Annotated in this window: 21 protein-coding genes; 9 read left to right on the top strand and 12 right to left on the bottom strand. The window is 68.2% G+C overall.

Features of this window, described 5'->3' with window-relative positions:
• Window positions 1-32: 32 nt before the first annotated feature.
• From gyrB to dnaA, 6 genes are all read right to left on the bottom strand, one after another.
• The gene (gyrB, locus tag ADK57_RS46080) at window positions 33-2,117 is read right to left on the bottom strand and encodes a DNA topoisomerase (ATP-hydrolyzing) subunit B (RefSeq protein ID WP_053755782.1); all 2,085 of its coding nucleotides are present in this window, start codon (window positions 2,115-2,117) and stop codon (window positions 33-35) included.
• Between the two features lie 410 nt (window positions 2,118-2,527).
• A complete protein-coding gene (locus tag ADK57_RS46085; protein ID WP_053755783.1) occupies window positions 2,528-3,064 on the bottom strand; it encodes a DUF721 domain-containing protein in 537 nt (178 codons plus the stop codon).
• Window positions 3,061-4,182 (bottom strand): DNA replication/repair protein RecF, encoded by a 1,122-nt coding sequence (gene recF, locus ADK57_RS46090; RefSeq protein ID WP_053755784.1) that lies wholly within the window; start codon window positions 4,180-4,182, stop codon window positions 3,061-3,063. The genes ADK57_RS46085 and recF overlap by 4 nt, the downstream gene beginning before the upstream one ends.
• Window positions 4,183-4,233: 51 nt before the next feature.
• Window positions 4,234-5,109 carry a phosphogluconate dehydrogenase (NAD(+)-dependent, decarboxylating) gene (gene gnd, locus ADK57_RS46095; RefSeq protein WP_053755785.1) on the bottom strand — a complete coding sequence of 292 codons (876 nt, stop codon included), beginning with the start codon at window positions 5,107-5,109 and terminating at the stop codon, window positions 4,234-4,236.
• 139 nt (window positions 5,110-5,248) lie between these two features.
• Complete coding sequence (dnaN, locus tag ADK57_RS46100; protein WP_053755808.1) at window positions 5,249-6,379, bottom strand: DNA polymerase III subunit beta; 1,131 nt, start codon at window positions 6,377-6,379, stop codon at window positions 5,249-5,251.
• 923 nt (window positions 6,380-7,302) lie between these two features.
• Window positions 7,303-9,249, bottom strand: coding sequence for a chromosomal replication initiator protein DnaA (dnaA, locus tag ADK57_RS46105; protein WP_078973695.1), 1,947 nt, complete (start codon window positions 9,247-9,249; stop codon window positions 7,303-7,305).
• Window positions 9,250-9,621: 372 nt separating this feature from the next.
• On the opposite strand from dnaA, the gene rpmH reads away from it, so the two are divergent.
• The 9 genes from rpmH (at window position 9,622) to ADK57_RS46150 (ending at window position 16,503) form a co-directional block, all read left to right on the top strand.
• Window positions 9,622-9,759 carry a 50S ribosomal protein L34 gene (rpmH, locus tag ADK57_RS46110; protein ID WP_006381191.1) on the top strand — a complete coding sequence of 46 codons (138 nt, stop codon included), beginning with the start codon at window positions 9,622-9,624 and terminating at the stop codon, window positions 9,757-9,759.
• Window positions 9,760-9,780: 21 nt separating this feature from the next.
• Window positions 9,781-10,152: a ribonuclease P protein component gene (gene rnpA / locus ADK57_RS48635; protein WP_078973696.1), complete on the top strand. Its 372-nt coding sequence runs from the start codon at window positions 9,781-9,783 to the stop codon at window positions 10,150-10,152.
• The gene (gene yidD, locus ADK57_RS46120) at window positions 10,149-10,502 is read left to right on the top strand and encodes a membrane protein insertion efficiency factor YidD (RefSeq protein ID WP_053755788.1); all 354 of its coding nucleotides are present in this window, start codon (window positions 10,149-10,151) and stop codon (window positions 10,500-10,502) included. The genes rnpA and yidD overlap by 4 nt, the downstream gene beginning before the upstream one ends.
• Window positions 10,503-10,505: 3 nt before the next feature.
• Window positions 10,506-11,756 (top strand): membrane protein insertase YidC, encoded by a 1,251-nt coding sequence (gene yidC / locus ADK57_RS46125; RefSeq protein WP_053755789.1) that lies wholly within the window; start codon window positions 10,506-10,508, stop codon window positions 11,754-11,756.
• A gap of 15 nt (window positions 11,757-11,771) precedes the next feature.
• Entirely contained in the window at window positions 11,772-12,284 is a 513-nt protein-coding gene (locus ADK57_RS46130; RefSeq protein ID WP_053755790.1) for a protein jag, read from the top strand.
• A gap of 124 nt (window positions 12,285-12,408) precedes the next feature.
• Complete coding sequence (gene rsmG, locus ADK57_RS46135; RefSeq protein ID WP_053755791.1) at window positions 12,409-13,125, top strand: 16S rRNA (guanine(527)-N(7))-methyltransferase RsmG; 717 nt, start codon at window positions 12,409-12,411, stop codon at window positions 13,123-13,125.
• A 262-nt stretch (window positions 13,126-13,387) separates the two neighbouring features.
• Window positions 13,388-14,461: a ParA family protein gene (locus ADK57_RS46140; RefSeq protein ID WP_078973697.1), complete on the top strand. Its 1,074-nt coding sequence runs from the start codon at window positions 13,388-13,390 to the stop codon at window positions 14,459-14,461.
• The gene (locus ADK57_RS46145) at window positions 14,458-15,558 is read left to right on the top strand and encodes a ParB/RepB/Spo0J family partition protein (RefSeq protein ID WP_053755793.1); all 1,101 of its coding nucleotides are present in this window, start codon (window positions 14,458-14,460) and stop codon (window positions 15,556-15,558) included. Before ADK57_RS46140 ends, ADK57_RS46145 begins: the two co-directional genes overlap by 4 nt.
• Window positions 15,559-15,885: 327 nt before the next feature.
• On the top strand, window positions 15,886-16,503 hold the full coding sequence (locus ADK57_RS46150; RefSeq protein ID WP_053755794.1) for a GNAT family N-acetyltransferase: 618 nt from the start codon (window positions 15,886-15,888) through the stop codon (window positions 16,501-16,503).
• 52 nt (window positions 16,504-16,555) lie between these two features.
• On the opposite strand, the gene trxA is transcribed toward ADK57_RS46150, so the two are convergent.
• From trxA to murJ, 6 genes are all read right to left on the bottom strand, one after another.
• Window positions 16,556-16,888, bottom strand: a complete 333-nt coding sequence (gene trxA, locus ADK57_RS46155; RefSeq protein WP_003991504.1) for a thioredoxin — start codon at window positions 16,886-16,888, stop codon at window positions 16,556-16,558.
• Between the two features lie 42 nt (window positions 16,889-16,930).
• Window positions 16,931-17,899, bottom strand: coding sequence for a thioredoxin-disulfide reductase (gene trxB / locus ADK57_RS46160; RefSeq protein ID WP_053755795.1), 969 nt, complete (start codon window positions 17,897-17,899; stop codon window positions 16,931-16,933).
• Between the two features lie 168 nt (window positions 17,900-18,067).
• The gene (locus ADK57_RS46165; protein ID WP_053755796.1) at window positions 18,068-19,003 is read right to left on the bottom strand and encodes an anti-sigma factor family protein; all 936 of its coding nucleotides are present in this window, start codon (window positions 19,001-19,003) and stop codon (window positions 18,068-18,070) included.
• Window positions 19,000-19,725, bottom strand: coding sequence for an RNA polymerase sigma factor SigM (sigM, locus tag ADK57_RS46170; RefSeq protein ID WP_053755797.1), 726 nt, complete (start codon window positions 19,723-19,725; stop codon window positions 19,000-19,002). Before sigM ends, ADK57_RS46165 begins: the two co-directional genes overlap by 4 nt.
• A gap of 74 nt (window positions 19,726-19,799) precedes the next feature.
• Window positions 19,800-21,491: a protein kinase family protein gene (locus tag ADK57_RS46175; RefSeq protein WP_053755798.1), complete on the bottom strand. Its 1,692-nt coding sequence runs from the start codon at window positions 21,489-21,491 to the stop codon at window positions 19,800-19,802.
• 118 nt (window positions 21,492-21,609) lie between these two features.
• Window positions 21,610-23,874, bottom strand: coding sequence for a murein biosynthesis integral membrane protein MurJ (gene murJ, locus ADK57_RS46180; protein ID WP_053755799.1), 2,265 nt, complete (start codon window positions 23,872-23,874; stop codon window positions 21,610-21,612).
• Window positions 23,875-23,903 lie beyond the last annotated feature (29 nt).

The following is a 23,903-nucleotide window of genomic DNA, read 5'->3' on the forward strand; positions in this document are numbered from 1 at the left end:
GATCCTTTCTGGTGCGGTCAGCTGAGACCGACTCAGATGTCGAGGAAACGGACGTCCTTGGCGTTGCGCTGGATGAACTGGCGACGCGCCTCCACGTCCTCGCCCATGAGGACCGAGAACAGATCGTCGGCCTGGGCGGCGTCGTCGAGGGTGACCTGGCCGAGGACGCGGTGTTCCTGGTCCATGGTCGTGATGCGCAGTTCCTCCGCGTTCATCTCGCCGAGACCCTTGAAGCGCTGGATCGAGTCCTCACGGATGCGCTTGCCGCGCTGGCGGCCCATCTCGATCAGCGCGTCGCGCTCGCGGTCCGAATAGGCGTACTCGATGTCGTCCCGGCCCCACTTGATCTTGTACAGCGGGGGACGGGAGAGGTACACATGCCCGGCCTCGACCAGCGGCCGCATGAAGCGGAACAGGAAGGTGAGCAGCAGGGTGCTGATGTGCTGGCCGTCGACGTCGGCGTCCGCCATCAGGATGATCTTGTGATAGCGCAGCTTCTCGATGTCGAAGTCCTCATGGACTCCGGTGCCGAAGGCCGAGATCAGCGCCTGGATCTCCTGGTTCTGCAGGATCTTGTCGATCCTGGCCTTCTCCACGTTCAGGATCTTGCCGCGGATCGGGAGGATCGCCTGGTACTCCGGGTTGCGGCCGGACTTGGCCGAGCCGCCGGCGGAGTCACCCTCGACGATGAAGATCTCGCACTTGATGGGATCGTTCGACTGGCAGTCGGAGAGCTTGCCCGGCAGGGACGCGGTCTCCAGAAGGCCCTTGCGGCGGGTCAGGTCGCGCGCCTTGCGGGCCGCCACGCGCGCGGTGGCCGCCTGGATGCCCTTGCGGACGATGTCCGCCGCCTCGACCGGGTTGCGGTCCAGCCAGTCGTTCAGGTGCTCGTAGACCGCCTTCTGGACGAAGGTCTTGGCCTCCGTGTTGCCCAGCTTGGTCTTGGTCTGGCCCTCGAACTGCGGCTCGCTGAGCTTCACCGAGATGATCGCCGTCAGGCCCTCGCGGATGTCGTCACCCGTGAGGTTGTCGTCCTTCTCGCGCAGCAGCTTCTTGTCGCGCGCGTACTTGTTGATCAGGTTGGTGAGCGCCGAGCGGAAGCCCTCTTCGTGCGTACCGCCCTCGTGCGTGTGGATGATGTTCGCGAAGGAGTACACGCCCTCGCTGTAACCGCTGTTCCACTGCATCGCGACTTCGAGGGAGAGGCTCTTGTCCTTGTCCTCGGCCTCGAGGTCGATCACCGTCGGGTGCACCGCCTCTCCCTTGCGGGAGTTGAGGTACTTCACGAAGTCGACGATGCCGCCCTCGTAGTGGTACGTGACGGTCTTGACCTCGGCGGTCTCGTCCGCACCCGCCTCGTCCGCCCCGGAGGTGGCCTTCGCCGACTCGCGCTCGTCGGTGAGCTTGATCGTCAAGCCCTTGTTGAGGAACGCCATCTCCTGGAAACGCCGGGAGAGCGTCTCGAAGGAGTACTCGGTGGTCTCGAAGATGTCGCTGTCGGCCCAGAAGGTGACCGACGTACCGGTCTCGTCCGTGGCCTCGTGCTTGACCAACGGCGCCGTGGGGACGCCCATCTTGTAGTCCTGCGTGTGGCGGTACCCGTCGGTCCTGACCTCGACGGCGACCTTCGACGACAGGGCGTTCACCACGGAGACGCCCACGCCGTGCAGACCGCCGGAGACCGCGTAACCGCCGCCGCCGAACTTGCCGCCCGCGTGCAGCACGGTCAGCACGACCTCGAGGGCCGGCTTGCCCTCTGAGGCCACGATGCCCACCGGGATGCCACGGCCGTTGTCGACGACGCGGACGCCGCCGTCGGCCAGGATCGTCACGTCGATGGTGTCCGCGTGGCCGGCCAGCGCCTCGTCGACCGAGTTGTCGACGACCTCGTACACGAGGTGGTGAAGTCCGCGCTCACCTGTCGAGCCGATGTACATACCGGGTCGCTTGCGGACCGCGTCCAGACCCTCGAGGACGGTGATGGCGCTGGCGTCGTACGAGGCGGTGACCTCGCCGTTCGAGGTGTGGGCCTCGCCGTTGGCGCCGGCGTCGGTGGACGGGATGTTCTCGTTGGGGTTGCCGGAATCGGCCACGAAGCGCCCTTTCTGGCACAGCACGAGCCGGGCTCGTCGGCGGGTTGCCGGAGCGGCTGCGGCATGTTGCGTTGGTAAGCCTTGATCAGCGTTGCTCAGCTTTTCCCGGACGGTCCCCACGTTTGGGGCGGGATTAGCTTCCAGTCTACCGGTAGCGCCGACAGTGATGGGGGTTTGCCGGTACCTGAGTCCGCATGTGCCGCCCTCAACCGGCGTCTTCCGGGTCCCCATATACGGAACGGGGCTCAAAGAGGCTCACGGAGGCACTCAGCGCTTCGGACTGTCAACCCTTGGCTACTTGGGAGTCAGGTCGGGATTCGCAACCGCGTGCAGCGACGCGACGGGATCGCCCGGGACCTGCGGTTGTGAAGTCAGTCACCATCAGATACGGTCGCCTGCCCGTGGGCGCAGCCGGTCGTCCCCGGGCGCGCCCGTCACCCGTAGGTGTCGCCGGGGCCCGTGCTGCCGGGGGCGCGCAGCGGGCCGTAACGGCGGGCGGGACCGCTGGGGCCCTGCACCTTGATCAGCGTCACTGTGCCGTGGCCCAGGTCCTCGTTCAGACGCGCGACCAGCTGCGGAGCGAGCAGGCGAAGATTCGTCGCCCACGCCGTGGAGTCGCAGCGCACGAGCAGGACCCGCTCGTCCTCGTCGTATTTCTCCGGCACACAGTGCTTGGCCAGATCCTCGCCGACGATCTGCGGCCAGCGGCCCATCACTCCGCCCACCGCGGCCGGCGCCTCCCACCCGCGCTCGGTGATCAGCCGGTTGATCGCGGCGCCCAGCGCCATGGGGTCGCGGCCGTCGGCGCGCGCGCCGGAGCGCAGGCCGCCGCGACGCGCCTGCTTCTTCTGCTGAACCGCGTCCCCACGCGCGCGTGCCTGCTCCTTCGCCGCCCTGAGCGCCACGCGCGCGAGGTCGACGCCTGAGGGTTCGGGCTTCTTCTCGGGAGCCGGCCCGTCTTCGGTGCTCATGCCCGCTCCACCGTCCCGTCCGACACGGTGTACCGCGTCCCCGCCAGTACGTGCGGTACGTCGTCGTCGACCGCGGCCGTCACCAGGACCTGCTCGCCCGGCGCGACCAACTCGGCCAGCCGCTCACGGCGACGGGTGTCCAACTCGGCGAAGACGTCGTCCAGGACGAGCACCGGCTCATTGCCCTCCGCCCTGAGGAGGTCGTACGACGCCAGCCGCAACGCCAACGCGTACGACCACGACTCCCCGTGCGAGGCGTACCCCTTCGCGGGCAACTGGCCGAGCTTGAGCAGCAGTTCGTCCCGGTGCGGTCCGACGAGTGTGACGCCCCGCTCGATCTCCTGCTTGCGGGCCTCGGCCAGCGCGGCCATGAGCTGCTCGTAGAGGTCCTCGCGCGTGTGCGCCTCACCCGGCGCGGACGGCTTGTACTCCAGGGCGACCGGGCCGCCGCCGGGGGCCAGCTGCTCGTACGCCTTGTCGGCCAGCGGCTGGAGCGCCGCGATCAGGTCGAGGCGCTGGGCGAGCAGCTCGGCACCCACGCGCGCGAGGTGCTGGTCCCACACGTCGAGGGTGGACAGATCCATGGAACGGCCGCCATGGCGGCGGGCGAGCGCGGCCGACTTCAGGAGGGTGTTGCGCTGCTTGAGGACTCGTTCGTAGTCGGAACGAACGCCGGCCATACGCGGAGAGCGTGCCGTGATCAGCTCGTCGAGGAAGCGGCGCCGCTCACCGGGATCGCCCTTGACCAGCGCGAGGTCCTCGGGCGCGAACAGCACAGTCCGTACGATCCCCAGCACGTCACGCGGCCTGACCTGCGAGGACCTGTTGATGCGGGCCCGGTTGGCCCGGCCGGGGTTCAGCTCCAGCTCGACCAGCTGCTGCCGCTCACCCTGTCTGACCTGGGCCCGGACGACCGCGCGGTCGGCGCCCATGCGGACCAGCGGGGCGTCCGAGGAGACACGGTGGCTGCCGAGGGTGGCGAGGTAGCCGATCGCCTCGACCAGATTCGTCTTGCCCTGCCCGTTCGGGCCGACGAAGGCGGTGACGCCCGGGTCGAGCGGAACTTCGACCCGGGCGTACGAGCGGAAGTCGGCCAGCGACAGATGCGTGACGTGCATGGTCGTGCGCCGACCTCCCCCGGCTTGTGGACTGCTGTGCAGCCCTGTGGATTACTTCTTCTCGACCGCGTGGCCGCCGAACTGGTTCCGCAGCGCGGCGATCATCTTCATCTGCGGCGAGTCCTCCTGGCGCGACGCGAACCGCGCGAAGAGGGAGGCCGTGATCGCGGGCAGCGGCACGGCGTTGTCGATGGCGGCTTCCACAGTCCAGCGTCCCTCGCCGGAGTCCTGGGCAAAACCCTTCAGCCTGTCCAGGTGCTCGTCCTCGTCGAGGGCGTTCACCGCCAGGTCGAGCAGCCAGGAGCGGATGACCGTGCCCTCCTGCCAGGAGCGGAATACCTCCCGGACGTCGGTCACGGAGTCAACCTTCTCCAGCAGCTCCCAGCCCTCGGCGTAGGCCTGCATCATCGCGTACTCGATGCCGTTGTGGACCATCTTCGCGAAGTGCCCGGCGCCGACCTTGCCCGCGTGCACGGCGCCGGCGTCGCCCTCGGGCTTGAGGGCGTCGAAGATCGGCTGCACCTTGGCGACGTTCTCCGCGTCACCGCCGTACATCAGCGCATAGCCGTTCTCCAGGCCCCAGACGCCGCCGGAGACACCGCAGTCGACGAAGCCGATTCCCTTGGCGGCCAGCTCCTCGGCGTGCTTCTCGTCGTCCGTCCAGCGGGAGTTCCCGCCGTCCACGACGACGTCACCGGGCTCCAGCAGCTCGCCGAGCTCGTCGACGGTCGACTGGGTCGCGGCACCGGCCGGGACCATCACCCAGACCACACGCGGGCCCTTGAGCTTGCCCACAAGCTCAGAGAGGCTGTGGACATCGGCGAGGTCCGGGTTGCGGTCGTATCCGATGACGGTGTGACCTGCGCGGCGGATCCGCTCGCGCATGTTGCCGCCCATCTTGCCGAGGCCGACGAGACCGAGCTCCATCAGTGTTCCTTAGGTTTGCGACGTGGCGTTACGGCACTTCCGTACCTACGTCCGAGCCTAAACCCGGACGCTCGCGCACATCTGTGGGCATACGCGCTCAAACGTATGCCCCGACCTGCGGGTTCTCTGAAGGGCTCGGTCAGCCGCTGAGGCGCACCGGCATGATCAGGTACTTGTAGGCCTCGTCCGCCTCGGCGTCCAGGGCCGGCTTGCCGCTGAGCAGCGCCGGCTTCGTGGACGTCGTGAACGACAGCTGGGCCACCGGGGAGTCGATGGCGCTCAGGCCGTCCAGCAGGAAGGTCGGGTTGAAGGCGATCGAGACGTCGTCGCCCTCCAACTGGGCGTCGACCCGCTCCACAGCCTGTGCATCGTCGCTGGAACCGGCCTCCAGGATCAGCACGCCCTGCTCGAAGCTGAGCCGCACCGGGGTGTTGCGCTCGGCGACCAGGGCCACGCGCTTGACGGCCTCCACGAAGGGGGCGGTCTCGATGACGGCCACGGAGTTGAACTCCGTCGGGAACAGCGAGCGGTACTTCGGGAGGTCGCCCTCGAGCAGACGCGTCGTCGTGCGACGCCCGGCACCCTCGAAGCCGATCAGGCCCTCGCCCGACCCGCCGCCGGACAGCGCCAGGATGACGCTGTCGCCGCTTGTGAGGGCCTTGGCGGTGTCCAGGAGCGTCTTGGCGGGCACCAGGGCAACCGCGGACGCCTCGGGGTTCTCCGGCTTCCACAGGAACTCGCGGACCGCGAAGCGGTAACGGTCGGTGGACGCCAGCGTGACCGTGTCGCCCTCGATCTCGATGCGGACACCGGTGAGGACGGGCAGCGTGTCGTCACGGCCGGCGGCGATGGCGACCTGGGCGGCGGCCGCGGCGAAGACCTCGCCGGGGACGGTGCCCGTCGCGTTCGGCATCTGCGGCAGGGCCGGGTACTCCTCCACAGGCAGTGTGTGGAGTGTGAACCGGGAGGAGCCGCAGACCACCGTCGCCCGTACACCGTCTGTGGAAATCTCCACCGGGCGGTTGGGGAGGGCGCGGCAGATGTCGGCAAGGAGGCGGCCGGAGACGAGCACCGTGCCCTCCTCGTCGACCTCCGCCTCCACGGACACCCGTGCGGAGACCTCGTAGTCGAAGCTGGACAGGCTCAGCTGGCCGTCCTCGGCCTTCAGGAGAAGGCCGGCGAGGACAGGCGCCGGCGGACGGGCCGGGAGGCTGCGTGCCGCCCAGGCCACTGCCTCCGCGAGTACGTCGCGTTCCACCCGGATCTTCACCGTTGCCGCCTCCTGCTGTTGCCGGCGCTTCTCGCCCTGCCTGGCTTCGTCGTCTGTCTCGGTGTCGTCGATCCCTGTGACGGGAAGGACACCGGGGACCAGTCTGACGCACGGCACTGACAGTCGGTGCCCCTCGGGGTCAAGTCGTGACGAGGGGCAGTCGGGAGCCGGACAGCGAGTTGTGCACAGGACCCCCTTCGAAACGGATTCCCAGCTCTCTCTAGTTGGGAGTAGTAGTAGGGCCTGTGGATACCGTGGATAACCGCGTTTTCCCAGCTCAGAGCGGAAATTTTGTCCACCGACCCTGTGGGTGACGGCGGTGGACAACCGGGCGCTTCTGTGGAGAACGGAAAGTTCTGCACACTCCGTGCACAGCCTCGGGCCACTTCTCCCCAGCGCCGTCCCCAGCTTTACCCACGTTTCCCACAGCCCAACCCGGCACCTTTGTGTGACGCCTTTCACTCGACACGGTGAGGAGGCGCGTCGCGTTGCCGAACAGTGGACAGCGGTGTGGAGAAGCTGGGGATCGCTGGGGACAACCGACCTCAGCCTGTGGGCGGCCGGTGGACAACTTGATGCACAGGCTGTGGATGATCTCGCTGTCCACAGTCTGTGGAGAGCGTTCGTCCACCAATCCACAGCCACTTGACCTGGCTTGATGGTCTCTCACCCAGGGGCCCTGTGGACACGATCTGGACAACTTCCCAGTCCCCAGGATGTGGACGGAAGAAAGTCACCGAATCTGTGGAGGGAGGCCGTAACCCGGCAGGTATTCGAACAGCGGATGTCGGGTCGGGACCTGCGCAGGTCTCCCGGAACGACCGGCGCCGGTCTCCGGAACGACTGCGCAAGCCTCCGGAACGACCGAGGGCGCCCTCGGGAATTCGTCCCGGGGCGCCCTCAGAGGCGTACGAGCGACTCTGTCAGCCGTTCTTGATGCGGTTCGTCAGCTCGGTGACCTGGTTGTAGATGGAGCGGCGCTCGGCCATCAGATTGCGGATCTTGCGGTCCGCGTGCATGACCGTCGTGTGGTCACGTCCGCCGAACAGCGCGCCGATCTTCGGCAGGGAGAGGTCCGTCAGCTCGCGGCAGAGATACATGGCGATCTGGCGGGCCGTCACCAGCGCGCGGCCGCGCGAGGTGCCGCACAGGTCCTCGACCGTGAGGCCGAAGTAGTCGGCGGTCGCGCCCATGATGGCCGTGGAGGTGATCTCGGGGGCCGAGTCCTCACCGCCGGGGATGAGGTCCTTGAGGACGATCTCCGTCAGTCCGAGGTCCACGGGCTGACGGTTGAGCGACGCGAACGCCGTCACCCGGATCAGCGCGCCCTCCAGCTCGCGGATGTTGCGCGAGATCCGCGAGGCGATGAACTCCAGTACCTCCGGCGGGGCGTTGAGCTGCTCCTGGACCGCCTTCTTGCGCAGGATCGCGATGCGCGTCTCCAGCTCGGGCGGCTGGACGTCGGTGATCAGGCCCCACTCGAAACGGTTCCGCAGCCGGTCCTCCAGGGTCACCAGCTGCTTGGGCGGCCGGTCGCTGGACAGCACGATCTGCTTGTTGGCGTTGTGAAGCGTGTTGAAGGTGTGGAAGAACTCCTCCTGCGTCGACTCCTTGTCCGCGAGGAACTGGATGTCGTCGACGAGCAGGATGTCCATCTCGCGGTAGCGCTTGCGGAAGCTGTCGCCCTTGCCGTCGCGGATGGAGTTGATGAACTCGTTGGCATAGCGGACGCGCGTGCCCGGGTAGAGGCTGCGCGCGTAGTGCCCGATCGCGTGCAGCAGATGCGTTTTGCCAAGCCCCGACTCCCCGTAGATGAAGAGGGGGTTGTACGCCTTCGCGGGTGCCTCTGCGACGGCCACCGCGGCCGCGTGCGCGAAGCGGTTGGAGGCGCCGATGACGAACGTGTCGAAGAGGTACTTCGGGTTCAGACGCGCGGTCGGCTCGCCCGGACCGGTCGCCGGCGCGGGCTGCGCGGCCAGCGGGCCGGGGGCGCCGGTGGTGGGCAGATGGGATCCGACGGGGCCGCCGCGGTTCACATGCCCGGTGCCGTGCGACGGCTCGGGCCGCTCCCGGCGGGCGTCGCGCTGGTCCTCGTCGGCGCGGTGGCGGCCGTAGTCCGGCCGCTGGTCGTAGTCGGGGCGCTGGTTGTCGTACGACGGGCGCTCCATGGACTGCGGGCGGTAGTCCTGTGCGTACGAGTCCTGGGAGGGGGCGCCGTAGGAGTCCTGCGACGGGGGGCCGTAGGAGTCCTGAGAAGATGGGCCGTAGGAGTCCTGTGACGGCGAGGCGTACGGGTCGCGGTCGGGGAAGCCCAGGCGCTGCTGCTGCCAGCCGTAATCGTCCTGTTGCGGGCGCGGCCAGGCGCCGGGCTCGGGACGCTGGTACTCCGAGGGGTATGCGGGGCGGGCGGTCGGGAGTTGGTCCGGCCGGGGCGTGTGGTCGCCCTGAGGGCCGGGGTGCTGCTCGGAGCGGCCCGGCCTGTGGTCGTCGGCGCGGTGGCGGCCGTAGCTCTCGTACTGGCCGGAGGGGAGCTCGGGCTCCTCGTAGCGCTGTTGGGGACGGGTCGGCGGGCTCGGCGGGGAGGGGGGTTCGCCGGCGGAGTCGTCGACGGTGATCGCGATGCGGATCGGACGGCCGCACTCGCGGCTCAGTGTTTCGCTGACGACGGGGGCGAGGCGGCCTTCGAGCACGCCCTTCGCAAATTCGTTCGGTACGGCGAGCAGTGCGGTGTCCGCCACGAGCGCGAGCGGCTGGCAGCGCCGGATCCAGTGCTCGTCCTTGACCTCGACACCCTGCCCACGCCCTTCACCGAGAAGCTGCTCCAGTACTCGTGGCCACACTGCGGCAAGATCGGCAGGTACATCAGCCACAGGGCACGCTCTCTCACGGGTCCCACGAACGTGTGGTTCGGGAACGGTCGGGATTCAAATGGGGTGGGGCAGGTACAAGGGAACGAATCGGAGTCCAGCCACGGTAGTCAGGGCGACGGGTGCGGTTCAAGTTGTTGTCCCCAGGCTGTGGATAGTGTCTCCCGGTGACCGCTGGTTTGACCGGATGGCTCAGCCGCGCGTACCGTAACCAGGTCGAGTTGTCGATGGCTGCTGCCGCCTGCCTCCGATGGGCACAGATCATTTGGGTGATCGGTCAGCGGTGCACTCGGGCGTAACGCGAGCTACTCGTGGGCGCACGGTGACAGCCAGGACGGCACCCCGAAAACCCCGATTTATTTCTGGAGCCCCCGAGTGAGCAAGCGCACCTTCCAGCCGAACAACCGTCGTCGTGCCAAGACCCACGGCTTCCGCCTGCGGATGCGCACCCGTGCCGGTCGCGCGATTCTCGCGAACCGTCGTGGCAAGGGTCGCGCCAGCCTGTCCGCCTGATTCCGGTCAGGTCATGACATCGTGCTGCCCACCGAGAACCGGCTGAGGCGGCGCGAGGACTTCGCGACCGCGGTACGACGAGGTCGTCGGGCTGGACGCCCGTCTCTCGTCGTCCACCTTCGTAGCGGTGCCACGGACCCGCACGCGCCTGGGGAGAGCGCTCCCCCGACGCGTGCGGGTTTCGTCGTGAGCAAGGCCGTGGGCGGTGCGGTGGTGCGCAACAAGGTGAAGCGCAGGCTTCGCCACCTGATGCGCGATCGAGTCGCCGTGTTGCCCCCCGGTAGCCTGGTAGTCGTACGAGCGTTGCCCGGAGCGGGCGACGCCGATCATGCACAACTGGCCCAAGACCTGGATGCCGCCCTGGAGCGGCTGCTGGGAGGGGGCGCGCGATGAAGTACCCGCTGCTGGCGCTGATCAAGCTGTACCAGTGGACCATCAGCCCGCTGCTCGGGCCGGTGTGCAAGTACTACCCGTCGTGCTCCCACTACGGGTACCAGGCCATCGACCGGCATGGTGCGATCAAGGGCACGGGACTCACGGCCTGGCGCATCCTGCGGTGCAATCCGTGGTCGCTGGGCGGTGTGGACCATGTCCCGCCGCGCAAGCGTCCGCGGTGGCACGAAATGCTGCGTGACGCCTGGCGTACACGCAGGGGCGGGCCCTCCTCCGCCGAACCGGCCACCGAGGGGCAGGCTCCTACGAGCCCGGCCGCAGAGACCCCGTCCCATGCCCAAGGAGCATGATTAGTGGACACGATTGCCAGCTTCTTCAGCTTCATCACGACACCTGTCTCCTGGGTCATCGTCCAGTTCCACACGGTGTACGGCGCCATCTTCGGCGATGACACCGGGTGGGCCTGGGGCCTGTCCATCGTGTCTCTGGTGATCCTGATCCGTATCTGCCTGATCCCGCTCTTCGTGAAGCAGATCAAGGCGACCCGGGCCATGCAGACATTGCAGCCCGAGATGAAGAAGATCCAGGAGCGCTACAAGAACGACAAGCAGCGTCAGTCCGAAGAGATGATGAAGCTGTACAAGGAGACGGGCACCAACCCGCTCTCCTCGTGCCTTCCCATCCTGGCGCAGTCCCCGTTCTTCTTCGCCCTGTACCACGTGCTCAACAGCATCGCGAACAACGACACCATCGGTGTCATCAACGAGAGCCTGCTGCAGAGCGCGCAGAAGGCGCACATCTTCGGTGCTCCGCTGGCCGCGAAGTTCACCGACAGTGCCTCGGACGTCGGCGCGCTCGACGCCTCGCTGACCACCGTCCGCATCGTGACCGCAGTCATGATCGTCATGATGTCGGCGTCGCAGTTCTACACGCAGCGTCAGCTGATGACGAAGAACGTCGACACCACGGTGAAGACGCCGTTCATGCAGCAGCAGAAGATGCTGATGTACGTCTTCCCCGTCATGTTCGCCGTCTTCGGCATCAACTTCCCGGTCGGTGTCCTCGTCTACTGGCTGACCACCAACGTGTGGACCATGGGCCAGCAGATGTACGTCATCCGCAACAACCCGACTCCGGGTTCCAAGGCCCAGGCCGCGTACCTGGAGCGCCTGTACAAGCACGTCACGCACCACGGCAAGACCCGTGGCCGCGGCGAGAGGGCCATCGTCAAGGCCATCGTGACCAAGGGCCGCGACCGCAACGAGTTCGAGCGCAAGTTCATCAACGGCCTGAACAAGGCGGGCCTCACGGCCCAGGCCGACGGCACCGTGGTGAAGGGCGAGGCCGAGGCCGTAGCCCAGACCGAGGACGGTACGCCGACGAGCGCCGCCGCTCCCAAGCGTCAGCAGCCCAAGCGGCAGAGCAAGTCCCAGCGCCAGTCCGGCAGTGCCAAGGCGGCCGGCGAGGGCCCGTCGCTGACCAAGTCCGACGAGCCGGAGGACGCCAAGCCCGCCGCTGCCAAGAAGCCCGGCGGTACCCGCAGCAAGGCCCAGTCCGGACAGCGCAAGGGTCCGCAGCGGCCCAAGTCCCCGTCCAAGAAGTAAGAAGGAGTCCATCCCGTGACGGAAGGCACCACCTCCGCCGCTGCCGAGGGTGCAGACACCCTGTCCCACCTTGAGCAGGAGGGCGAGATCGCGGCGGACTACCTCGAGGGTCTGCTCGACATCGCGGATCTCGACGGCGACATCGACATGGACGTCGAGGCCGATCGCGCCGCTGTGTCGATCATCAGCGACGCGGGCGGCCGCGACCTGCAGAAGCTGGTCGGCCGCGACGGCGAGGTACTGGAAGCCCTGCAGGAGCTCACGCGCCTGGCCGTACACCGGGAGACCGGGGACCGCAGCCGACTGATGCTGGACATTGCGGGCTACCGCGCCAAGAAGCGCGCCGAGCTGTCCGAGCTCGGTGCCAAGGCCGCAGCCGAGGTGAAGAGCACGGGCGAATCCGTGAAGCTGAAGCCGATGACGCCGTTCGAGCGCAAGGTCGTGCACGACGCGGTCAAGGCCGCCGGCCTGCGCAGCGAGTCTGAGGGCGAGGAGCCACAGCGCTTCGTCGTCGTGCTTCCCGCCTGATCGGTCCGTACGTTCTCCGGCCCCGTCTGTAGCGCAGGCGGGGCCGAACTTTGTCAGCCTGATAGTTCTGGTGGTTCTGGCGTCGGCGCCCGGTGCGCCTACGCGGTACGGAAGGACGGTCCCCGTGACGGAGGCAGCGGAGCTTCCCCCCGCGCCCGACCAGGCCCGCGAGGTGTTCGGTGATCGCTTCGCGGACGCGGTGCGGTACGCGGAGCTGCTCGCCGAGGCGGGTGTGCAGCGCGGTCTGATCGGTCCGCGCGAAGTGCCTCGCCTGTGGGAGCGGCACCTGCTGAACTGCGCGGTGCTCTCGGAGGTCGTTCCCGAGGGCGTGACGGTGTGCGATGTCGGCTCGGGCGCGGGCCTGCCCGGCATTCCCCTGGCGCTCGTCCGGGAAGACCTGAAGATCACGTTGCTGGAGCCCCTGCTGCGGCGCACGAACTTCCTGACCGAGGTCGTGGAGCTGCTGGGCCTGGACCATGTGACGGTCATTCGTGGGCGGGCCGAGGAGGTCATGGGCAAGATCACGCCTGTCCATGTGGTGACGGCACGGGCCGTGGCTCCGCTGGACCGGCTGGCGACCTGGGGCATTCCCCTGCTGCGTCCGTACGGGGAGATGCTCGCTCTCAAGGGCGACACCGCGGAGGAGGAGCTCAAGAGCGCGGCGACGGCGCTGAGCAAGCTCGGTGCCGTGGAGACGTCCATCCTGCAGGTTGGGGAGGGCGTGGTGGATCCGCTGTCCACCGTCGTGCGGGTAGAGGTCGGCGAGAGTCCGGGTGGTGTGCGCTTCGCGGCGAAGCGGGCGAAGGCGGCCAGGACGGGACGTGCGCGGCGGCGACGCTGATCCGTCCTGATGACGAGACTTACTCCCCACAAGCTGGCAAACGTACGCATGCCGGAGTGTCGCGACAGTTCGGCCCTCACTGCTGTGCATCGTGTTTCACGTGAAACGTCGCTCACTGCTACACGGCATCATCAGCCGGGGCCGCGCGGCCGAACCCCGCGACCGAAAGCCTCTTGGGTCACTCGATGAGGGGCCTGAGTTGTCCACAGAGGTGGTTTTCTCCACAGAACAACAGGCCTCACTGGTTCACGACCCCGAAGGCATGGGAGGCTCTGTTCATTGCGAGCCTGAAGTCGAGGAGAGTGAATCCTTGCGGTCCGACGCCAACATCGCGGGACCGATGACCGATCCGGTCCCCGGTCCCCGTACCGAGTCGATGGGGGAGGATGTTTCACGTGAAACACCGCCCCCGATGGACGACACTCCGATCGGTCGTGCTGCCCAACTGGCGGTGGAGGCTCTGGGCCGTGCAGGCGAGGGTCTGCCGCGTCCCGAGCAGACCCGCGTCATGGTGGTGGCCAACCAGAAAGGCGGTGTGGGCAAGACGACGACGACCGTCAATCTTGCCGCTTCGCTTGCCCTGCACGGCGGCCGTGTCCTGGTGATCGACCTCGACCCGCAGGGCAACGCATCCACGGCGCTGGGGATCGACCACCACGCCGAGGTCCCTTCCATCTACGACGTGCTGGTCGACAGCAGGCCCCTTGCCGAGGTCGTCCAGCCGGTCCCTGATGTCGAGGGTCTCTTCTGTGCCCCTGCCACGATCGATCTCGCCGGTGCGGAGATCGAGCTGGTTTCCCTGGTGGCACGAGAGAGTCGGCTACAGAGGGCGATCCAGGCCTACGAGCAGCCGTTGGACTACATCCTCATCGACTGCCCGCCCTCGCTCGGCCTGCTGACAGTCAATGCTCTGGTCGCCGGCCAGGAGGTCCTCATCCCGATCCAGTGCGAGTACTACGCACTGGAGGGCCTCGGTCAGCTGCTGCGGAACGTCGATCTGGTGCGGGGGCACCTCAACCCCGTCCTGCATGTGTCGACCATCCTGCTCACCATGTACGACGGCCGGACGCGTCTCGCGTCCCAGGTCGCGGACGAGGTGCGCACCCACTTCGGTGACGAGGTGCTGCGGACGAGCATTCCCCGCTCGGTCCGTATCTCCGAGGCGCCGAGCTATGGACAGACGGTGCTGACCTACGATCCAGGATCGAGCGGTGCCCTGTCGTATCTTGAGGCGGCACGAGAAATCGCGCTGAAGGGTGTCGGCGTCTCCTACGACGCGACACACGCACACATCGGCGCACAGAGCGACCCGAGCATGGTGGAGGGGATCCAGTGAGCGAGCGACGGAGGGGTTTGGGTCGTGGTCTCGGCGCACTGATCCCTGCTGCCCCGACGGAGAAGTCGGTGGCTTCGGCCGCGGTGGGGAGCGCCGCTTCGACGTCTCCGGCGGCTGTGCCGGTGCTGACCACCGACCGTGGCGTGGCTGCGGCGAAGGTCGCCACGTTGCCGCCTGTTTCACATGAAACAGAGGAACCGTCGACGAACGGCGCGATGGAGACGCCTGCGCCTCCCATGGGCGTCCACTTCGCGGAGCTCCCCCTCGACTCCATCAAGCCGAACCCCCGGCAGCCCCGTGAGGTCTTCGACGAGGACGCTCTTCAGGAGCTCGTCACCTCCATCAAGGAGGTCGGTCTCCTCCAGCCCGTCGTCGTACGGCAGCTCGGTCCCGCGCGCTACGAGCTCATCATGGGCGAGCGGCGCTGGCGGGCCTGCCGGGAGGCAGGGCTGGAGGCGATCCCCGCGATCGTCCGAGCCACGGACGACGACAAGCTCCTCCTGGACGCCCTCCTGGAGAACCTGCACCGTGCCCAGCTGAACCCGCTGGAAGAAGCGGCGGCCTACGACCAGCTGCTGAAGGACTTCAACTGCACGCACGACCAGCTGGCGGACCGCATCGGTCGCTCCCGTCCGCAGGTCTCCAACACCCTGCGTCTGCTGAAGCTCTCGCCGGCGGTCCAGCGGCGCGTGGCCGCCGGTGTCCTCTCGGCCGGACACGCGAGGGCGTTGCTCTCCGTCGACGACTCGGAGGAGCAGGACCGGCTGGCTCACCGGATCGTGGCCGAGGGGCTCTCGGTGCGTGCCGTCGAGGAGATCGTGACCTTGATGGGGTCTCGGCCCCAGACGGCTCAGCGCTCCAAGGGACCGCGCGCCGGTGCTTTGGTCTCGCCGGCGCTGACCGACCTCGCGACCCGTCTGTCGGACCGTTTCGAGACGCGGGTGAAGGTGGATCTCGGCCAGAAGAAGGGCAAGATCACCGTCGAGTTCGCCTCGATGGAGGACCTTGAGCGGATTCTCAGCAGCCTGGCCCCCGGAGAGGGACCGGTTCTGCAGAAGAGCCTGCTGGATGGTGACGCCGAGGAGACGGACGACTGATCCGATCCTCAGGCGGGCGGGGCGATCTCGCTCGACCGTCGGGGCGGGCCGTGTCCGGTGTGTACCGGACACGGCCCGCTCTTTGCTTTCAGGCGGTATCGGTGGAATCGCATCGTGGATACGATGCGATCGGGTATGGCGCATCCACCCGACAGCACCTCTGAGGGGAGAGGCAGGGGCCATGCGAACGGTGAGCCGCACCGGATTGGTGAGCGCGGGCCTGGGGCTGGGCGCGGTCGGCGGCTTCGTCGGCAGCCTGCTCAGGGAACGGAGCGCTCTGACGGCCGCCCGCGACGCGGCGGGCGAAGGAAGCGAGGAACAGCCTTCATGGGGCGTCGGCTCGTACCGCTCACGCTGGACAACCTTCAGGACCTTCCCAAGCGCTGTCGCGCGTGTGTCTTCTGGGAGTTGGACCCAGTCAGCGGTGAAGCCGCGGTAAAAGCCGGAACACCCGCCCTCGAGAAGGAGGCCTGGATCTCCGCCGTCCTGCTGGACTGGGGATCCTGCGGCAGGGTCGTGTACGTCGACGACGTACCGGTGGGCTTCGTGCTCTACGCCCCTCCGGCTTATGTGCCCCGCTCGACGGCATTCCCCACGAGCCCTGTCTCGCCCGACGCAGTGCAGCTGATGACCGCGTTCATCATGCCGGGCTACCAAGGGCAGGGTCTGGGCCGGGTGATGGTCCAGACGGTCGCCAAGGATCTGCTGCGACGGGGCTTCAAGGCGATCGAGGCCTTCGGAGACGCGCGCTGGAAGGAGCCCGCCTGCCTGCTGCCCGCCGACCATCTCCTCGCGGTGGGCTTCAAGACGGTCCGGCCTCATCCCACATACCCGCGGCTGAGGTTGGAGCTGCGGACCACGCTCTCCTGGAAGGAGGACGTGGAGATGGCACTGGACCGGCTCCTGGGAGCCGTACAGAAGGAGCCGGTGCTCCGGCCGCTCTAAAGCGAATGGGCCGACCCCTCAGGGTTGGCCCATTCGTGTTTCACGTGAAACGTCACTCGGCGATGAAGTCCTCGAGGTCGCGGACGATCGCGGCCTTCGGCTTCGCACCGACGATGGTCTTGGCGACCTCGCCGCCCTGGTACACGTTCAGGGTCGGGATGGACATGACGCCGTACTTGGCGGCCGTACCCGGGTTCTCGTCGATGTTCAGCTTGACGACCTCGATCTTGTCGCCGTACTCGGCGGCGATCGCCTCGAGGGACGGCGCGATCTGGCGGCACGGACCGCACCAAGCGGCCCAGAAGTCCACCAGTACGGGCTTGTCGCTCTTGAGGACGTCCTGCTCGAAGGAATCGTCAGTCACATTCTTGAGGGTGCCGGCCACGGCGGGCTCCTTAACTGGTTGGTGCGGTGGGGCGGATGGGGGTCAGACGGAGGTCTTCTCGGGCTCGGCGTTCTCTTCGTCCGCGAGGGCGGCGAGGAAGCGCTCGGCGTCGAGGGCGGCGGAGCAGCCGGTGCCGGCCGCGGTGATCGCCTGGCGGTACGTGTGGTCGACCACGTCACCGGCGCCGAAGACACCGGTCAGGTTCGTCCGCGTGGAGGGCGCCTCGACCTTTAGGTAGCCCTCCTCGTCCAGCTCCAGCTGGCCCTTGAAGAGCTCGGTGCGGGGGTCGTGGCCGATCGCGATGAACAGGCCGGTCACCGGAAGATCCGAGAGCTCGCCGGTCTTGAGGTTGCGCAGCTTCAGGCCCGAGAGCTTCTGGTCGCCCTGGACCTCGGCGACCTCGCTGTCCCACACGAACTTGATCTTCGAGTCGGCGAAGGCACGCTCCTGCATCGCCTTGGAGGCGCGCAGGGTGTCGCGGCGATGGACGATCGTCACGGACTTGGCGAAGCGGGAGAGGAAGGTGGCCTCCTCCATCGCGGTGTCGCCGCCGCCGATCACGGCGATGTCCTGGTCCTTGAAGAAGAAGCCGTCGCAGGTGGCGCACCAGGAGACACCGCGGCCGGAGAGAGCGTCCTCGTTCGGCAGGCCGAGCTTGCGGTGCTGCGAGCCGGTGGTGACGATGACGGCCTTCGCCTTGTGGACGGTCCCCGCGGTGTCGGTGACGGTCTTGATCTCACCGGACAGGTCGACGGAGACGACATCGTCCGGAATGAGCTCGGCGCCGAAGCGTTCGGCCTGGGCACGCATGTTGTCCATGAGCTCGGGGCCCATGATGCCGTCCTGGAAGCCGGGGAAGTTCTCTACCTCGGTGGTGTTCATCAGCGCACCACCCGCCGTGACGGCCCCCTCGAACACCAGCGGCTTCAGCGACGCGCGCGCGGTGTAGAGCGCCGCCGTGTAGCCGGCGGGCCCGGAGCCGATGATGATCACGTTTCGGACGTCGCTCACGGCTTGATTCCTCGTCTCTGGACTGCGTCGTTGGACCGGGGGAGCTCCTTTCAGAACTCTCACCCCACCCAACGGATCCTAAGGGGCGCGCATTCCCGCTGTGTCCGGGCACACGGGGATGCGACACCCTACGAGACACCACGCAGGACGGAGACGAAGCGTGCGGGCTCAGGAGTCGGTGTAGGACTGCTTCAGCAAGACCTTGGCCTTGGCGGGCGACGGTTGACCCACGCAGGTCGCGTCCATGAGGTAGGCGGTGACTCGGGTGCCGTCCGGAGTGTCGGGCAGGACGACGAGGAGAGCCTCCGTCCCCTTGTAGATCCCCTTGTCGGTGGCGAGCGCCGCGTCGCTGCGGCCGATGCCCTTCTGAATGCAGTCGGGGACCACGGGGTCCTTGAAGACCCTGGGTGAGTTGCCGGAGAGGGTTTCCGCGCCGAAGCTGTGCGGAGCGCGAGATCCATTGCCGTCGTTCTGGCTCTGAGCGAGCAGATCGGAGACCTGCTTCTCCAGCTTGTCCTCGGAGAAGGTGTCCCGGGACGTGGACTGTGCCTCGGGGGCGGACGGCTTGCCGTCGTTCAGCGAGGACAGCAGTACGGAACCGAATCCCAGGGCGGCGGCGGTGAACACGGCGCCAAGGACGACAGCCCGGCGTCGACCGCCCCGGCTGGGCCCCTTGCGGCCCGGGCCGGTGGTCGAGGCTCGTGCGTGGCCTGCGGGGCGGTCCGCCGTGGCCGAGGTTTCACGTGAAACATGCGTGCTGTCGTCCGAGCCGGAGACGGAGGCGGGCGACGCATCGGACAGCGACCGGGCGCTGACGGGTGCCGGCGCGTCCACGGCATCGGGAGCCGTGGCTTGTAGCAGGGCCTCCGCGGCGAGGGCGGCATCGATCCGGCCGGCGACATCGTCGGGCATGCGCGAGGGACCCGGCAGGGTTCCGAGCAGTCCCCGGATCTCCTCCAGGGAAGCGTGGACGTCCGCACAGATTTCGCACTCGTCCAGATGCCGTCGTACGTCTGCGGTCCGGGAAGGCGGGAGCAGGCCTTCGGCGAGGTCCGAGATCTCCGCGACGTCCGGGTGCCCGGCTGTGTCTGTCGTGGATGTCACGCTCGCCCACCTCCGCCCTTCACTGCAGCTGAATCGCTTGGTCCGGTATCCGGCGGACCCGCTTTTCGCGGTCCCGCTGCGGGTGGGACGGATGTCCCCTGCGTCCGGTTCCGCCCCTCGCCCGCTTCTCTGCCGGCGTCGGTGTTTTCCGGCCGCAGATGCTTGAGCAGGGGCAGGAGTCTGGCTCGGCCGCGGGCACAGCGGCTCTTCACCGTTCCGGTCGGCACGTCGAGCATGCGGGCGGCCTCGGCGACCGGGTAGCCCTGCATGTCCACCAGGACGAGCGCGGCCCGTTGGTCGGGCGGAAGCGTGCCGAGTGCCTCCAGGAGCTGACGGTGGAGGTCGTTGCGCTCCGCGGGCGCCGAGGCCGACTCGTGCGGCTCCAGCAGCTGCTCCAGGCGCTCGGTGTCGTCGACCGGGGACGTCTTGCGGGAGGCCGCCTTACGGGCACGGTCCAGACAGGCGTTCACCGTGATCCGGTGCAGCCACGTCGTGACCGCCGACTGGCCCCGGAAGGTGTGGGCGGCCCGGTAGGCGGATACCAGGGCGTCCTGGACGGCGTCAGCGGCCTCCTCCCGGTCCCCCAGCGTCCGCAGGGCCACCGCCCAGAGCCGGTCCCGGTGGCGACGCACGAGCTCACCAAAGGCGTCGGCATCGCCCTCGACATGGCGGGCGAGCAGATCCTGATCGCTCACATCGCCGTATCCGGCGCCTTCCGCCATGGGACCCCTCCCTCGCGGCGACCCTACGTTCTCGCAGGAGCGCGCTCCATCCTCGGCCGACGGACAGCAGGCCCTTAGCTGGTCACTTTGATGTCAGCGACCCGGCCTCGGAAGTTGCCGTCCTCCGTTTGCGGCAACTTGGTCAGCCAGACCAGCAGGTACCGGCTCTCGAAGGACTCGTCGGGCTTGAGCGTCACACTCGTACCGGAGCCCTCTGCGACCTTCGTGTACGAGTCGAAGGACGTCGGCTGCTCACCCGTGTCGGTGGAGGCGGCGCGGAGTTCGACCGACGTGTTCCCCACGAAGGAGACGGTCACCTTCCCGACCTGCTGGACCTTGCCGAGATCGAGGATGACGCCGAGGCCCGGCTTCAGCCGCCCGAAGTCGGCACTCGTATAGAAGTCCGTCTGCCAGTACGTACTGGAACTGCTGTCGTAGGTCTTGTCTATGTCGGACGGCTTCTCGGATCCGTCGCCGAACGGGTCGAAGTCACTGGCGTCGCTGATGGCGACCGGCTTGCTGACCGCCTGCGTCGGACTCTTGTCGTTCCCGTCCGTCGTCTGCGTCTGGTTCGTGTCGTCCGACTTGTCGCCCTGGTCCATGAGCGCGTCCGCCAGCTGCCAGCTGCCGAGGCCGAGGGCGGCGATGAGGAGGGCGGAGACCGCCCACTTCAGCGCTCTGCCGGTACGGCTCTGCAGCGGGGCCGGCGGGGTCTGCACGGGCTGGGTGACGCCAGGATGCGGCGCCTGGCGTCCGTACGTGCCCTGCTGATAGGTCGTTCGCTGGTAGTCCGGCGGTGCGGTGAACGCCGGCTCCGGCGGGCGGATGCGGGGCATCTCGCCGATCGCCTTCACCAGTTCCTCGGGCGTGGTGCACGGGGACTCGTGGCGGGAGGCGGTCGCACCGTCGTTGGCGAGCGCCCGCATGGCGAGCTCGGACAGGCCGCGGTGGACTCCGGCACGCACCTGGTCGGGAGCGATGAGGCCGATGTCCTTCGGCAGGCCGGACAATCCGTAGGCGTCGTTCTCGTACGGCCAGCGCTGGGTCAGCGCCGCGTACAACAGGGCGCCGATCGCCTCGGTGTCGGTGCGCTGCGGGGTCTCGGAGCTGATGCCGCGCAGGGCGGCGTTCACGGCGAGACCGCGGACGCGCCACTGGCCGGTCGACGTGCGCAGCACGGCGTTGGGGTTCAGACGCAGATGGGCCAGGCCCTCGCGGTGTGCGGCGGCCATGGCGGAGGCGATCTGACTCACCAACTGGTAGGCGTCGTACACCTCCAGCGGGCCGGATGCCAGAAGCGCAGTCAGCTCGGTGGCGTCGGGCAGCCACTCGTGGACGACGTAGACGAGGTCGTTCTCCTCGACGGCGTCCAGGACTTGGACGAAGCGCGGGTCGCCCAGCAGTGCGGAGGAGCGGGCCGCAGCCAGCACCGAACGCGCCCGCGCGTGGTCCGCGGGCAGGAGATGTACGCCGACGGCGCGACGCAGTTTCTCGTCCACGGCACGCCAACTGCTGAATCCGTCCAGACGGGTGACGCACTCCTCGAGCCGGTAGCGTCTGGCGAGCTTGTGTCCGCTGTGCAGCTCCGGTGGTGAGGCCTTCTCGGGACTCTCGGTCCCGCCACTCCCCTGTGCCTCGACGTCTTCCGTGTCCCGCTCCCGGTTCTTGGCCACCCCGTCGGCCGTGGACTGGTCCGCCTTGGCGGTCAGCGGCTCGTCACCGCTGTTGTCTGCCACGTCGACGGCAGCCGTGCTCCGTTCCGCCACCGTCGTTCCTGCCTCCCCATCCATTGCGCGCCGTTCGACGCCGAAACCAATTGTGCCCACAGTCCGCCGCTATGCACGACACACGGTGGCGGACGATGGTTGTGCGCGTACCCCCGCTTCAGCGCCCCAGGCGCCCGCGGACCATGCCGACCAGTGAGTTCAGCTCCTCGATACGCATCTTGCGGGCGGCGACGAAGAAGATTCCCAGCAGTACCGCCCCGCCGGCGATCAGCGCGGCGAAGGAACCGAGGGCGCCCTGACCGAGCGAGTGGCCGATGCCGTAGCAGGCGGCGCCGCTGAGGAGGGCCGCCGGTACCGAGGCGATGCACAGCCGGGCGTACGTCCGCAGGACGCGCCCGCCGTCGAGGTCTCCGCCGAGCCGCTTGCGCAGCCTGCGCCAGGCGACGCCGACGCCGATCGAGTACGCCAGCCCGTACGCGGCTGCCATGCCGACCACGGCCCAGCGGGCCGGCAGCACGATGTAGCAGACGGCGGAGGCGGCAGCGTTGACGGCCGCCACGATGACCGTGTTGTAGAAGGGGGTTCGGGTGTCCTCGTACGCGTAGAAGGCGCGCAGGACGACGTACTGCACCGAGTACGGGATGAGGCCGAGGCCGAAGGCCATCAGCATGTACCCCATGTTGGTGGCGGCGCTGGTGCCGGAGGAGCCGAAGATCAGCGTGCACATCGGGATGCCGAGCGCGACGAAGCCGAAGGCGAGGGGCACGATGGCGACCGCTGTCGTGCGCAGGCCCTGAGAGATGTCGTCGCGCACCGCGCCGGCGTCGTCCTCCGCGGCCGAGCGCGAGATGCGCGGCAGCAGGGCGGCCATGAGGGAGACGGTGATGATGGCCTGCGGCAGGCCCCAGATGAGCTGGGCGTTCGCGTAGGCGCTGAAGCCGGTGCCGGGGATCTCCGTGTCGGCAACCGACGCGGTGGCCAGCTGGGTGACGACGAGCGCGCCCGCCTGGTTGGCGAGGACGAAGAGGATGGTCCACTTCGCGAGCATCGCGGCCTTGCCCAGGCCATGGCCCTTCCAGTCGAAGCGCAGCCGCAGCCGGAACCCGGTCTCGCGCAGGTACGGGATCATCGCGAGGGCCTGCACCACCAGCCCGAGCAGGATGCCGATGCCGAGCAGGCGCTGGCCTTGCGGCGGGATGTTCGTGACGCTCATGCCGGAGTGCTCGGCGGTGCCGTACACCCAGAGGAACATCCCGAGCGTCACGATGATGACGATGTTGTTCAGGACCGGGGTCCACATCATCGCGCCGAACCTGCCACGGGCGTTGAGGATCTGCCCCATCACCACGTGGACGCCCATGAAGAAGATCGAGGGCAGGAAGTAGCGGGTGAACGTGACGGCGACGTCGTTGGCCGCGGGGTCGCTCGCGACGGGGTTCGACAGCGCGCGTACCAGGAGCGGCGCCGCGAACATCGCGATCGCGGTGAGCGCGGCGAGCGCCACCATGACGAGCGTCAGCAGCCGGTTCGCGTACGCCTCACCGCCGTCGTCGTCGTCCTTCATGGCGCGCACGAGCTGCGGCACGAAGACGGAGTTCAGGCCGCCGCCGACGGTGAGGATGTAGATCATGGTCGGGAGCTGGTACGCCACCTGGAAGGAGTCGCCCAGGAAGGCGGTGCCCAGTGCCGAGACGATCAGCGCGGAGCGGACGAAGCCGGTGAGGCGGGAGACCATCGTGCCCGCTGCCATGAGGGCGCTCGACTTCAGCAGGCCCGCGGCCTTCCCGCCCTTTTTCGCGGGGGGCGCCGATGCCGCGGCGGGGGTGGTGCCGAGGTTCATGGTCTGGTCGGCCGAGGGCGTGGGGGCCACCGGAGCCTGGTACTGCTGTGCCGGTCCCTGCTCGCCAGGAGCCGCTGCCGGACTCGGCACTGACGGGTGTTCCGACGGCGAGTGGCCGCCCTGCTGCTGGTCCCGGAAGAGGTGGGCGAAGGCGTCCGGCTCGTGGCGTTCCTCGCCGGCCTGGGTCACCAGGTCGTCGACACCCACGAACTGGGTGGTGCGGGGATCGTCGCCGTACGGCAGGTATTGCGTCGGACCCTCCGGCTCCGGTGCCGGGGTCTGCGCCCACACGCGGGGATCGGGGGCGTACGGAGACTGGGGCGGCTGGGCGTACAGCGGCTGCTGCGGCTGGTGCGTGCCTGAAGGCGGCGGGGGGTGGGCCGCGCGGTCGTAGAGCGCCTCGGCGACGGGATCCTGGGCGTAGAGGTCCTGAGCCCCGTAGGGGTCCTGGTCGTAGGCGTCCTGGAGGTACATGTCCGCGGGGGGCTGCGGCGGCACCTGGCCGTGCTCGGGCGGCGGACCCTCGGGGTAGCCCGAGCTGCCCGCGGCCTGGCCGCGGTCACCGTCGTGCGGCGCGTTCATGGTTACCCCACCTCATCGTTCCGGGCCCA

This window comes from Streptomyces sp. MMG1533, assembly GCF_001279775.1.
Taxonomy (GTDB): domain Bacteria; phylum Actinomycetota; class Actinomycetes; order Streptomycetales; family Streptomycetaceae; genus Streptomyces.